General features: G+C 47.6%; 10 protein-coding genes. 6 read left to right on the top strand and 4 right to left on the bottom strand.

What is annotated here, in order from left to right; all coding sequences use genetic code 11:
* The first annotated feature begins 9 nt into the window (after positions 1 to 9).
* From CF168_RS05505 to nhaD, 4 genes are all read left to right on the top strand, one after another.
* Complete coding sequence (locus CF168_RS05505; protein WP_089068906.1) at positions 10 to 1,734, top strand: chloride channel protein; 1,725 nt, start codon at positions 10 to 12, stop codon at positions 1,732 to 1,734.
* A gap of 191 nt (positions 1,735 to 1,925) precedes the next feature.
* Positions 1,926 to 2,945, top strand: coding sequence for an aspartate carbamoyltransferase (locus CF168_RS05500; protein WP_088210475.1), 1,020 nt, complete (start codon positions 1,926 to 1,928; stop codon positions 2,943 to 2,945).
* Between the two features lie 26 nt (positions 2,946 to 2,971).
* Positions 2,972 to 4,264 (top strand): glutamate-1-semialdehyde 2,1-aminomutase, encoded by a 1,293-nt coding sequence (hemL, locus tag CF168_RS05495; RefSeq protein WP_089067246.1) that lies wholly within the window; start codon positions 2,972 to 2,974, stop codon positions 4,262 to 4,264.
* Positions 4,265 to 5,083: 819 nt separating this feature from the next.
* Positions 5,084 to 6,331 (top strand): sodium:proton antiporter NhaD, encoded by a 1,248-nt coding sequence (gene nhaD / locus CF168_RS05485; protein WP_086903117.1) that lies wholly within the window; start codon positions 5,084 to 5,086, stop codon positions 6,329 to 6,331.
* A 61-nt stretch (positions 6,332 to 6,392) separates the two neighbouring features.
* On the opposite strand, the gene CF168_RS05480 is transcribed toward nhaD, so the two are convergent.
* Both CF168_RS05480 and CF168_RS05475 read right to left on the bottom strand, forming a co-directional pair.
* A complete protein-coding gene (locus CF168_RS05480; protein WP_089067245.1) occupies positions 6,393 to 7,484 on the bottom strand; it encodes a general secretion pathway protein GspB in 1,092 nt (363 codons plus the stop codon).
* Positions 7,484 to 9,172 carry an ExeA family protein gene (locus CF168_RS05475; protein WP_089067244.1) on the bottom strand — a complete coding sequence of 563 codons (1,689 nt, stop codon included), beginning with the start codon at positions 9,170 to 9,172 and terminating at the stop codon, positions 7,484 to 7,486. The genes CF168_RS05480 and CF168_RS05475 overlap by 1 nt, the downstream gene beginning before the upstream one ends.
* Before the next feature lie 174 nt (positions 9,173 to 9,346).
* On the opposite strand from CF168_RS05475, the gene CF168_RS05470 reads away from it, so the two are divergent.
* A complete protein-coding gene (locus CF168_RS05470) occupies positions 9,347 to 10,597 on the top strand; it encodes a multifunctional CCA addition/repair protein (protein ID WP_089067243.1) in 1,251 nt (416 codons plus the stop codon).
* A 234-nt stretch (positions 10,598 to 10,831) separates the two neighbouring features.
* Positions 10,832 to 11,098, top strand: coding sequence for an Lpp/OprI family alanine-zipper lipoprotein (locus CF168_RS05465; RefSeq protein WP_011623648.1), 267 nt, complete (start codon positions 10,832 to 10,834; stop codon positions 11,096 to 11,098).
* 622 nt (positions 11,099 to 11,720) lie between these two features.
* On the opposite strand, the gene CF168_RS05460 is transcribed toward CF168_RS05465, so the two are convergent.
* Positions 11,721 to 12,560: a putative RNA methyltransferase gene (locus tag CF168_RS05460; RefSeq protein ID WP_089067242.1), complete on the bottom strand. Its 840-nt coding sequence runs from the start codon at positions 12,558 to 12,560 to the stop codon at positions 11,721 to 11,723.
* 85 nt (positions 12,561 to 12,645) lie between these two features.
* On the bottom strand, positions 12,646 to 13,446 hold the full coding sequence (locus CF168_RS05455) for an undecaprenyl-diphosphate phosphatase (RefSeq protein WP_011717919.1): 801 nt from the start codon (positions 13,444 to 13,446) through the stop codon (positions 12,646 to 12,648).
* Positions 13,447 to 13,453: the final 7 nt, after the last annotated feature.

Raw genomic sequence — 13,453 nt, 5'->3', positions numbered from 1 at the left:
GCCAATGCAGTGCAATTAACGATAAATAAAGCCGCGATTCAAGACGCCATCAGCACAGCTAAAAAGTACTTAACTAACGAGCTGCGTGATCATTTATCCCAAGCCAAGATCAGTGCGCAGTTGTGCTTACTGGCCTTGCTATTCGCCATTTTCGCCTCCTGCGTGATCCTGTTGTTTCGACTCTTGCTCCTGTGGGCGAACCATTACACCCAAATCGAGTCGCTGGATTCTACGGGTAACATCGCCGACTGGCGAGCCCTGTTGCCACTTTTTGGCGCCTTGTTGATCTGGATTGTCGCCAAACTCGGCTCCAAACGTTACAAGCGCATGGGGATTGCCTATGTATTACATAGGGTTAAATTGCACTATGGCAAAATTCCACTGCAATCTGCTGCGGGGCAATTTTTTCAGGCGCTGTTTGCCTTAGGTACTAATTTCTCGGTAGGGCGCGAAGGCCCCGCCATTCACCTCGGCGCCGTGAGTGCCAGTGTTTTGGCTGAAAAATTTAATCTTCCCGATAATAGTGTGCGGATTATGTGCGCCAGTGGGATTGCCGCAGGGATAGCCGCAACCTTTAACGCCCCGCTAGCAGCAGTAATATTTGTACTCGAAGTGATAGTGCGCGAGTACAAGGTACATTACTTCTTCCCCATAATGCTGTCCGCCATTTGTGGTGCGGTTTCCAGCCAGCTGGTTTTTGGTAATGTGCACGAGTTTGATCGTATTCAGGTGATTCATATTCCATTAGATCACTATCCCATTTTAGCCTTGGGCGGCATTGCACTAGGCTGCGCGGCCGCCTTCTTCAATTTCGCCCTCCTTAAAGTCACCGCCACCGGACAAAACTGGCCACTGATTTATCGACTATTATTGGCGGGCAGTATCACTACCCTGATTGGCTTAATCTTGCCCCAAGCCCTCGGCACTGGCGATTTAGCGATCAGTGAAGCCATTAGCGAGCATCCCAGTTTATTGCTGTTAATCGCCCTGCTGGCGGCCAAGATTATCGCCACCATAGCGGCAATCGGACTTGGGATCCCAGGCGGTTTGATTGGTCCACTCTACGGTATCGGCGCCTTAATAGGTGCCATCTTAGCCTTAGTTAGCGCCATTCTATTCCCTTCGATTGCGCCTTACGTTGGCCTCTATACGGTTATCGGCATGACGGCGATGATGGGCGTTTGCCTCAGTGCGCCGCTCGCCGCCCTAGTGGCGCTGCTTGAGATGACCAACGATGCCAGTATCATTCTGCCGGCAATGTTTGTGACCATTCCCGCCTTCTTGATTGCCTATCAAGGGTTTAAAACCAACTCTATTTTCTTCAAGCAGCTAGAGATTATGGGTTTAGGTTATAAAGTCGCCCCAGTGAATCTGGCGCTACAGAAAAAAGGCGTGCGCGCCCTGATGGATAAACGCTTCGTTATCGTCAACAACAACGACGAGCTGCTGCTCGAAGTGTTAAAACGCGCCGAAGGTCGCCCAGTGTTAGTACGTAACGCCGATGGGGTGATTGAAATGCTCAGCCTTGAGATGCAATCCTACGATGACAACATCACCCTCTCCCGCCATCCGATGCAGGGGCTGAGTGACACTAAAACCCTCGATGAGGTGTATAACTTGTTGTCGCCCAAACGCAGCGGTGAGGTGTTTATCTATCAAGATACTCCAGACAATGTGGTGGGAGTGGTCAGTTGGTCGAACCTACAGCAGGAAATTCGCTCCGGCCAAGTCTAAGCCCTGCGAAGATGGGCTTTGATTCACAAAATCCTGTATTAGCAGCCTAAAAAATCTATACGAGGGGGCGGCGACTATTTCGCTGCCCCTGTGCATCTGTTACAATCGCGCCTCAGCCACCCTACATATACACCAGGGCACAAAGCGCAACCTTGCACTTTAACGCCCCCTAGCAATTGGAAAACAGGCTGATGAACCAGTTCGAAGGATCTCATATCCTCTCCGTAAACCAGTTAGATCTTGATTCAATCCAAACTATTTTTAATGTTGCCAATCGTATGATGCCCTATGCACTTCGTGAGAAGCGCACTAAGGTGCTCGAAGGCGCCATTTTAGGTAACCTGTTTTTCGAGCCTAGTACCCGTACCCGCGTGAGTTTTGGCTGTGCCTTTAACTTACTCGGCGGCCATGTGCGTGAAACCACAGGCATGGCCTCTTCGTCCTTATCTAAGGGCGAGTCACTGTACGATACCGCACGTGTACTCTCGACCTATTCCGATGTGATTGCGATGCGCCACCCAGACTCTTATTCGGTGAAAGAGTTTGCAGAAGGTAGCCGCGTTCCGGTGATCAACGGTGGTGATGGTTCGAACGAGCACCCGACTCAAGCCCTGCTCGATTTGTTCACCATTCAAAAAGAGTTAGGCCATGCTGGCCGCGGTATCGATGGCATGCATATCGCCATGGTCGGTGACTTAAAATTTGGTCGTACCGTTCATTCTCTGTCGCGCCTGCTGTGCATGTACAAGAACATCAGCTTCACACTGATTTCGCCAGCTGAATTAGCAATGCCTGACTATGTGATCTCCGACATTGAAAATGCTGGCCATAGCATCAAAATAACGGACCAGCTTGAAGGCCACTTAGATAAAGCCGACATTCTTTATCTGACCCGCATTCAAGAAGAGCGCTTCCCATCCCAGGAAGAAGCGAACAAATACCGCGGCAAATTCCGTTTGAATCGCAGTATTTATACCCAACATTGCAAATCTAACACTGTGATCATGCACCCGCTGCCACGGGATTCGCGTGCGCAAGCTAATGAGTTAGATAATGATTTGAACAGCCATCCTAATCTCGCTATCTTCAGACAGGCGGACAATGGACTGCTAATTCGTATGGCACTGTTTGCATTGACACTCGGGGTTGACTCGCAACTCGAAAAATATGAGTGTCCCGTTAATTGGTATTCACGTAAAGCCGATCGCTAATCGGCTACTTACTTTAAGGACTTAACATGACCCGTTCCGAAGCGCTATTTGAACAGGCTAAAAAAACCATCCCCGGCGGTGTTAACTCTCCGGTTCGTGCATTTAACGGTGTAGGTGGTTCGCCGCTGTTTATTGAAAAAGCCGATGGCGCTTATATTTACGATGCCGATGGTAAAGCTTATATCGACTATGTTGGCTCTTGGGGCCCGATGATCCTCGGCCACAACCATCCAAAGATCCGTGAAGCCGTATTAGCTGCGGTGCACAATGGTCTGTCTTTTGGCGCGCCAACCGAACTTGAAGTGCAAATGGCCGAGAAAGTCATCGCCATGGTGCCTTCTATTGAGCAAGTGCGTATGGTGAGCTCAGGCACAGAAGCCACCATGAGTGCGATTCGCTTAGCGCGCGGTTTTACCAATCGTGACAAGATCTTAAAGTTTGAAGGCTGCTACCATGGCCACGCTGACTGCCTATTGGTTAAGGCAGGTTCTGGTGCTCTAACTTTAGGTCAACCAAGCTCTCCAGGTATTCCTGAAGATTTCGCTAAGCACACCTTAACTGCGGTGTATAACGATCTCGATTCTGTTCGTACGCTGTTCGAGCAATATCCAACTGAGATTGCATGTATCATCATCGAGCCTGTGGCAGGCAACATGAACTGTATCCCACCTATTCCAGGCTTCCTCGAAGGTCTGCGCACTATGTGTGATGAGTTCGGTGCGTTGCTTATCATCGACGAAGTGATGACTGGTTTCCGTGTATCTCGAAGCGGTGCACAAGGCCACTATGGCGTTACTCCTGACTTAACCACACTGGGTAAAGTGATTGGCGGCGGCATGCCTGTGGGTGCATTTGGTGGCCGTAAAGAAGTGATGCAGTTTATCGCTCCGACAGGTCCTGTGTACCAAGCGGGTACCCTGTCAGGTAACCCAATTGCAATGTCAGCAGGTCTAGCGCAAATGGAAGCCCTGTGTGAAGAAGGTTTATACGAAGCGCTGAGCGCGAAAACCAAACGTATCGCCGAAGGCTTTAAAGCGGCGGCCGACAAACACGGCATCCCAATGGCCATCAACTATGTCGGTGGCATGTTTGGCTTCTTCTTTACCGAGCAAGAGCAGATCACGCGCTTCGACCAAGTGACTAAGTGCAATATCGAACACTTCCGCACTTTCTATCACGGCATGTTAGATGAAGGTGTTTACTTAGCACCGAGTGCCTATGAAGCAGGCTTCCTGTCGATGGCCCATGGCGAAGAAGAACTGCGCCTCACGCTAGAAGCGGCAGACCGCGTATTAGCTCGTATGAAAGCGGCAATGTAAGCGAGAGCTTAAAACACTAAGGGACGCATTTGCGTCCCTTTTTTATTGCTTGGCGGTTGCGTCGGCTATTGCATGAGCCTTGGCCCCATCAATAGCTATCGGAACGTTTCGAACCTAAAGCTGATTTAAATACAACCGCCGCAACGAGGACCTGTAAGGTCAAAGTGATATGGTCAACCATCAGGCTAGGATTATGTAATATTCCCAATGCGATCAGCTGCTTGCCACTATATGTTAACCATACTAAAGAGCCTAATAACATCAGACTACGGAGCACAAATGTCATTTTGCGTTATCCTTAAGATACAACATCCAGTGTCTTAACTACTAAAGTGGCACAAGATACAGCTCGCTTTCTGTCCAGTCAATATTTTGACCTGGTCATTTTTGTGACACAACTAAAGAATTCCGCACTCAGCACCGTAAACAGCACAAAATCCGATCCTTCACCTCTGTGACTGCATTTTCACGCAATATTTGCTTCATAAAGAAAAATTAATTGCGGGATCGGCAAAATAACTGCTTAGACTTTAATCGTAGATCTTACTTTACAGTCCTCCGGCAATCTCTACCAAACAAGATAATTAACTGCTCATTAAAAATAAAACAGTGTTTAACGCTAAAAAACAATCGTTTTCACTGAGACCAATATCACAAAATGACGCAAATCCGAGTTACAGCTAACAGTTGCGTTATTCACCCCATTATGTTCTGATCCGCACGCATTAACACGGCAAGCTTAATTTAGCCTTGATAATGCCACTCAATAGCTCGCCTTTGGCTTGCCACGACATTAAAACAGCAGTTGGAATTGCAGTTATGTTATATACCTTTCTGATCATACTGGCGGTGCTCGCATTGCTCAGTATTATTTTCGAAGAAGTCACCCACCTTAATAAAGCAAAAACCACCTTATTCTTTGGCTGTATTTCTTGGGTAGCACTGTTTATGGCTGCCGGAGACGCCAACCATGAGAAATTGGTTGCCCATCAACTCAATGAAAACTTGCTCGAAATTGCCACCCTGTGGCTGTTTTTGATGTCGACAATGACCTTTGTGGCCTATCTAAACGCCAAAGGTATGATCCAAATTATGGTGCAGAAGCTGTTCCCGCAGAAGGTTTCTGTGCGTTTGTTAATGATCCAAGTGGCCTTATTCGCGCTTATCCTGTCGGCTTTCTGTGATAACGTCACCGCGACCTTAGTGTCTTTAGGCTTGTTAACGACCTTTAAGCTCGAAAAGCAAATGCGCCGTAGAATGGCAGTGTTGATTATTTTCGCCGTGAACTCTGGCGGTGTCGCCCTGATCACCGGTGACGTCACCACTTTAATGATCTTCTTAGGCGGCCACGTACACATCTCCGAACTGTTGATGCTGTTTATCCCATCTGCCGTGAGTGTGATTTTACTGGCGACGTTGTTCTCATTGAAGGCTGAAGGCGTGGTGACCACCACCCCGATTAAGCACAGCTATCAAACCGTGGATCTGCTAATTGCCTTAGTGTTCTTCTGCACGATTCTGATGACCATGCTGCTGAACATTCTATTTGGTATTCCACCAGTACTGACCTTCTTAACCGGTCTGTCGATTATGTTCCTTATCGGCCACACGACCCGCAGTGATAAAGAAGAAATCAAGATCCTCGAATATATTCGCCAAGTCGAATACGACACCCTGTTGTTCTTCTTAGGAATTTTACTGCTGGTTGGTATGCTTAAAGAAATCGGCACCTTAGATATGCTGACCGAAGCTTACAGCCTGTTTAATCCAAACATCTCTAACTTCGTTACTGGTATGGGTTCAGCCCTGATTGATAACGTGCCATTGACGGCTGCGCTGCTTAAAGCAGAGCCAGTACTCAACACCCCAGAATGGTTAGGGTTAACCTACAGTGTGGGCGTGGGTGGTTCATTGTTAGTGATTGGTTCGGCTGCGGGTATCGTCGCCATGAGCAAAGTAAAAGAACTGACTTTCGTAAGCTATCTAAAATATGTGCCAGCCCTGTTCCTGTGCTACAGCATTGGTTACGCCCTGACCTTATTCCTGGCGTACAACTTCTTCGCTTAATCTTTGATTTTAAGCGATAAAAAAGGCGCCCATCGGCGCCTTTTTGTTTGTAATAGCACAGTTAAATGGCGGGCACCCTAAACTGCGTACCTTGAATTTCGAGCACCACATCCCGTGGGCGAATCGCAATAATCTTTAACTTGCCTCCAATCTGGTCGCCTTCCTGTAACTCGGCGCCATCGACATTCAACCAACGCTGACTCGCATCCGTCGAATAAACGTGGGCAACAATATTAAATTCAGGTACTTGGAGTTGTAACCCTGCAGGCAGTTGCCCATATTTAGGAATATCGTCGTTTTCGACCTTAGGAATAGGATCAAGCTTGGGCTCAGTTACCGGCGTCTTTACATATTCCACATCCTTGAGCGCATCCTGAAAATTCGCGACTAACTCATCCTCTTTGCGGCTCTGCGCCGTCTCTAAGCCCACATCGGCCGCCGCGGCATTCACTTGCTCACGCAGAGCCTCGAGTGTCGCTAAGCCCTGACGATTCGCATTAGCACCCAACATAATAGGCTCTGACTCGCCCGTATCCTGTGGCGCAACGTCTTCAACTGAGGGTTGCTGCGTTCGAGTCGTTTCAGCTAAGGCGGCAGACGTCGCCAGATAGTCATCGTAGCTAGGATCTGCACTCGCAGAAGCGGATGCCGTGGTAGATAGAGTCGAACTCATGTTGGGGTTCTGATAAGGCTGCACGTTTGCAGGCGCCTCATTTAATACCTGCTCCCTCGGCAGTGCCACTTTGCCCGCTAATCGAAACCCTGACGATTCTGCTGAGGTTTGCTCTGATACACCTGTTTGCAACGCAGCGCGAGTAACTGCACCTGATGAGGCGCGAACACCTTCGGCAGATGGCTGCACAGTAGAGGCTGTCTGTGGTGTGTATTCAGCCTTTGTATCAGCCTTGCTTGAATTGATAGTGCTAGGCGCCGCATTTACTATCGACATCGCATTTTGCTGTTGCCAATTCGCCACACCCCACGCCACACCCACACCCAGCGCCACCGCGACGGCGAGTAAGGATAATTTTGCCACGGGGAATGCAGATTTACGCGCCGAAGGATAACTTGCCCTCGGCGTTAATACCGCATCGGGTAAGGGTGAAGTTTGTTGCTGCTTATTACGGGTTACCGCATCGAGTAAAATGGACATTAACTCTGCGCTCCCTTATCGGTGAGGCGCGGTCCCTGATCACTTAAATACAAATTTAGTCTCACTAAGGTTTGATTACCTGCAATCCCGTCGGCCTTTAAACTATGTTGGCTTTGGAAAGCTTTCAGATCGTTCTCTAATTTCAGATCGAATTGAGACACCCGGCGCGAAGGTCGGTTAGCCACATGGGCAAGGGCGTTTTCAAGCCATTGTAATTGCCCAGGACTCGACTTCTGACTGATTTCCAGCATAGGCAAGTTAGGCGCCTGCCAGAGAATTTCAAAGGTGCCACTAAAATGTTGATTGAACCAGGCTCTATCGACCCAAAGCTGCTGCTCGCCTAACTGCATCAATAGCTGATCAGCATCAACGGCTATCACAGCGCCATAAAAATCTTGTTGATTATCATCCACTAAATACACAACCGCGGGATAATTGAGCCGTGTGAGAGACATCCAATTGCCCTGCTGTTGATAGCAGGAAAGCCCCTGCTCCAGCGCCGACTGGCACGCGGTTAAGCCTTTAAAGGGGACCTTACCCCACACATTAAAGAGGCCTGCAAAGGCGGTATCGATACTGCGACTTTGTTTGATGGCCTCCTGCAACACCCGCACACTCGGATCCGGCGCCGCAAGCGTTTGCGGCTCACTAGCCACTGGCGCACTAGGCATCGAAGCCCGTGCTTGCTCCGGCTGAATACTATTAGCTTGAGTCGATGCTTGAGTCACTGCAGGTGTCGTTTGGCTCGATTGTGTCACAGGCGAATTGGCCACATTGGCAACCGCTGGACTTTCGGTAAATAACCAATAAGACACGCCGAAAGCCACAACCAATGCCGCCGCAATAGCACTAGGCCACAAGAATTTATTTTGCTGTGGTTCTTCTTCGCCTAATACTTCAGCCGCCGCTTGTCTCACCATATGGTGATCGATTGGCACCTTAGATTGTGCGTAACCCGCCATCAAAGCACGTTCGCACAGCAAGTTAATTAACCGCGGAATGCCGCCACTGTATTTGTGCAGCACTTTAATTGCTTTACGAGTAAAAAGCGGTTCGAAACGACCTGCCACCTGTAAACGGTGCAACACATAGAGTGCGATTTCATCTTCATTCAGAGGCAATAGATGATAACGGGCAGTAATACGCTGGGCTAACTGTCTAAGCTCTTGCCGTTTGAGCAGCAATTGCAGCTCTGGCTGACCAATTAAGATCACCTGCAGCAGTTTTTTGGTGTCGGTCTCAAGATTGGTGAGCAGCCTTAATTGCTCTAATACTTCGGCACGCAGATGCTGCGCCTCATCGATGATGAGTACGGTATTACGGCCTTTCTCATGATTAGCCAGTAAAAAACGACTCAGATGGTCAGTGAGTTGTTTTAGGGTTGGGTTTTCACCATAGCTAATCTTCAATTCATCACAGAGCGTGGCGAGTAACTCCAGCTCCGTCAGCGAAGGATTTAAAATAAATGCAGTGTCGGTATTATCAGGCAATTGCCCAAGTAAACAACGAGATACTGTCGTCTTCCCCGTGCCGACCTCCCCCGTCAACAACACAAAGCCCCCAGTTTCACCCAGTCCATAGGTCAAATGGGCTAAGGCCTCTCTGTGCCTGTCACTCAAAAATAAATAATGGGGATTGGGTGCAATCGAAAAAGGGTTATCACTGAGTCCATAAAAGGCCTTGTACATACCACCAATCATCCTAAGCTAAAAATAACGCCCCACGTTAAAACGTCCCAATGATATTGTCAAAACATCCGCAACATGGATGTGACATCCCAATAAATATCTGCATCCAAATTCGACTCGCTATCGCTTCATCATGTTAAGCTAGATTTATGACACATTAGCTAAAATATTCCTGTGAAAATTTATTTAGTGGGCGGAGCTGTACGAGACAGCCTGCTCAATCTCCCTATAAAAGATAAAGATTTTATGGTTGTCGGCGCGACTCCGGAGCAAATGCAGCAGTTAGGCTATCGCCAGGTGGGTAAAGACTTCCCGGTCTTTTTGCACCCTAAAACCCAACAAGAATATGCATTAGCACGCACAGAGCGCAAAATCGGCCTCGGCTATGGCGGCTTCAGCTGTTACGCCAGTCCGGATGTCACCCTAGAGCAAGACCTGCTGAGACGCGATTTAACCATTAATGCCATCGCCCAAGATGAGGCGGGTAACTTGTACGATCCTTACCATGGCATCGCCGATATCAACGCGCGTAAGCTGCGACATGTGTCGGCCGCCTTTGCCGAAGATCCGCTGCGAGTATTAAGGGTTGCCCGCTTTGCCGCACGTTTTCATGACTTAGGTTTCGAGATTGCCGCTGAAACCATGGCGTTAATGCAGCACATGAGCCAAGCCGAGGAGTTAACCGCCCTTACCCCAGAGCGCGTCTGGCAAGAAGTCGATAAGAGTCTTGGCAGCCCTCACCCAGAAGTCTTTTTCGAGGTGCTACGCCAATGTGGCGCCTTGAATATTCTTTTCCCTGAGATTGAGGCGCTTTTTGGTGTGCCACAACCAGAAAAATGGCACCCGGAGATAGACACAGGTTTGCACACTATGTTGGTGTTAGCTCAAGCCACCGCTCTGACAGAGGAAAAAGCCGTGCGTTTTGCCGCCCTAGTGCATGACTTGGGTAAAGCATTAAGCCCTAAAGAGCATTGGCCTAAACACCATGGTCATGGACAAAAGGGCTTACCCGTCATTAAAAGTCTGTGTGAACGCTTGCGGATCCCCAACGAGTATCGCGATCTAGCGCTGTTGGTGAGCGACCAACATCAGAATGTGCACCAAGCTTTTGAGTTAAGAAGCGAAACCATCATCAAACTCTTCGATAAAGCCGATTTTTGGCGTAAACCAGAACGGCTGGAGCAACTTCTATTAGCCTGCATAGCCGATATGCGTGGCCGTACCGGATTCGAGCATCACGCCTATCCACAAGGCGATTATCTTTCTGCTTGTTTTTTAGCCGCCAATACGGTCGATGTGAAAGCAATTATTGCGGCAGGTTTTCAAGGTGCACAGATAAAACAGGCGCTCAATTCGAAGCGGATAGAGGTCGTTGAGCAAGTGAAACTCAACTGGCAGCAATCCCAAGCCAAACAAACGCCATAAAATTGTAATATTTTTGTAAATGCGACCACACTTTCTGGTAAATACAGTGCCATTTTTCGATGAAAAAGGCCGATATAACCGCGAAAAAACGCTTTTAAAAAAAATTTATATGTCTATAGTGGTTAAACGCATTAATATTCGTAGCAAATTAAAATAGCTATGTCATAATTAGGCAGTTTCGATTCCAAAGTGACGAAACATTCAAATCCAACCTATTTTAAGGGATTTTTTACAATGAACAAAAAAGTACTGATGATTGCTGGTTTAGCAATGACTGCCCTACTAGGTGGTTGTGCAAACACTACTGCTCTGGAAGAAAGCGTTGCAACTCTGGGCAACAAAGTTGATCAATTGTCAGCTGATGTTAGCTCTCTGAAATCAGAGCAAAGCAAACTGTCTGCAGACGTTAAAGATGCTAAAGCAGCAGCTATGGACGCACAAGCAGAAGCTAAGCGCGCTAACGACCGTCTAGACAACGTTGCTTCTCGTTACAAGAAGTAATGATAAGTAATTAACCTGTAATTCAGCAGGTTGGCATAAAAGGCTTGAGAGAGATGAAAGCGAATAGCACATCCATCCAAGCCTTTTTTTATGGCCTTAGTTAATCCAAGCACCCATCTTATCTTTAAAAGTCATCTCCAATTTAAACCTACACTTTCTCGGCTCTTTAGCCCTTTACACTCATCATATCTTTAAAACTCATTTGGCTTAACGGCAATGCCAGTCCAAAACCGAAGTTCATCGCTCATTTGTTTAAGTGGATTTGATTTTTAATCTCATCCATAAACTGAGATTTTAAGTTTTCTTAATCTCCACGAATCTTTTTGCTTAAAACTTTATTTTTGCCCCAGTGTTATCGTCGGCATTTTAAAGAAACTGCAACGCGACAAACTGAGGCCATTAGGGAAACAAAGGCAATAAACTGGTAATAATTGTGAGAGACAAAAGTGTAATAAAGATAAAGTTTAAGGGACGCCGTTTCGCATTTACATTAAAACAACATAAAAAGCTCGATTAGTATCATAGACTTGCGCAATTCACCCTATTCAAGCCCCCAGAAACGCATTCACTAAGCCAATGAATAGATTAAAAAACATCCTATTCAATTATGTATTTTGGCCTATTAGGACTCAATTAAAGACTTTTGCGCTAAGACCAAAACAAAATCAATTTCCAGCGTATCGAAGGCTTTCGTCCGAATAAGGTGTTTAACTTGTTCAGAAGCTCGCCACGCAAAGGGGGTCATATCCAGCAAGACCAGCGCTTGTTCACCCGTAACGGACAAACTAAATTGCAATTGCTGCTGTTCTTTGACAATTAAACCCGAAGGTAAGTTAATTTGGGGCGTTTTTTCAGTCAGTTCCGGATAAATACACTCCCTGATTTGCCACAAATGCCGCGCACCCGGGATCACCTGTAACATCAAGCCCTGATCTTTAAGGACTCGAACGCATTCCTTCCCCTTCAACGGCTTATCGACCACGGTAATAAGGTCAATGCAATTGTCGGCAAAAGGCAGCACTTTTGAGGTGCTTAAGCACAGCGCGGCAGGGGTTTGCGCTTTGGCCGCAGCAAAAATAGTATTTTCTGCGTCCGCTACGCCACTGAACTGGACGTTTAGCTCGTTTGTGAGTTTAGGTAGTACAGAAGCTAAAGCTCGCAAATAGAAGCCGTCAGCGCACTCATAGTCCAATAGGCAATCATCCGCTTTCAGATGAGGGGCGATGATCGCCGCCATTTTTTCAACTAAAGGTGAAAAAATCCCCGACTCAAGCAAGAAGCGCTTTGCCCGCACTTGCTGACGAGAGTCGCCAGTTGGCTTTTGCCGTGCCGGTTTAGTAAAAATCCAATAACCCGCTTCGCTTTTATCAAAATGGTGCTTGTTCGCACAGTAAAAACCTTGGGATGCCTGATGCTGCATCAGTGCCGAACCACAGGTAGGACATTGAAATTGAAGGCCCATAACTTACTCCGTTAACGAATATCCGCGCCTAAAAACACAAAAATCGGGTATTAGACCCGATTTTTTTAGCCATGGCGCCCCTGTATTATAGGAAGATAAATCCACATAACACAGCACCGAGGATGAGGCGGTAAATCACAAATGGCGTCATACCCATACGGCTGATAATTTTTAAGAAATAGTGAATACACAGATAAGCGGCTACAAATGAAATCACAGTGCCGAGTGTCAGTGCTTGATAATCAATGGGAAGCGGGCTTTCAGCCAAATCTTTACCCACTAGAATAGCCGCGCCCAGACTGACAGGCACAGACATCAAGAACGAGAAACGCGCTGCGGCATCGCGGCTAAGGCCTAACATCAGCGCGGCCGTCATCGTCGCGCCCGAGCGTGAAGTACCAGGGATTAATGCGAGCGCCTGAGCAAAACCAATTAATAACGCCTTGCGCCAACCCGTTTGATAAACCGTTAAGTCACGGCGTGACATCTTATCCGCCCACCAGAGCAGCAAACCAAAGACCACAGTCGTCACGGCGATCACACCGGCGCTGCGCAGATGGGTTTCGATAAAGTCTTTGGCCATAAAGCCAAAAAACACTGCGGGTAAAGTGGCAAGAATGATCCACCAGGCTAACTTACTGTCATCGGAATGCTGACCTTTCACCATGCTGGCAATCCAAGCCTTGAACATGGCCCAGAGTTCATTGCGAAAATAAATCACCACGGCGAATAATGAGCCCGTGTTCACGGCAACGTCGAAGGATAAGCCTTGGTCTTCCCAGCCTAAAAGCTGTGCGGGTAGGATAAGGTGCGCCGAACTAGAAATGGGGAGGAACTCTGTTAATCCTTGAATTAACGCTAAAATAATTACCTGAAACGTATCCATGACAATC

Source organism: Shewanella bicestrii, from assembly GCF_002216875.1.
Taxonomy (GTDB): Bacteria; Pseudomonadota; Gammaproteobacteria; order Enterobacterales; family Shewanellaceae; genus Shewanella; species Shewanella seohaensis.
Note: the sequence above shows the minus strand (reverse complement) of the source record. Positions and strands in the feature narration are given on the sequence as shown.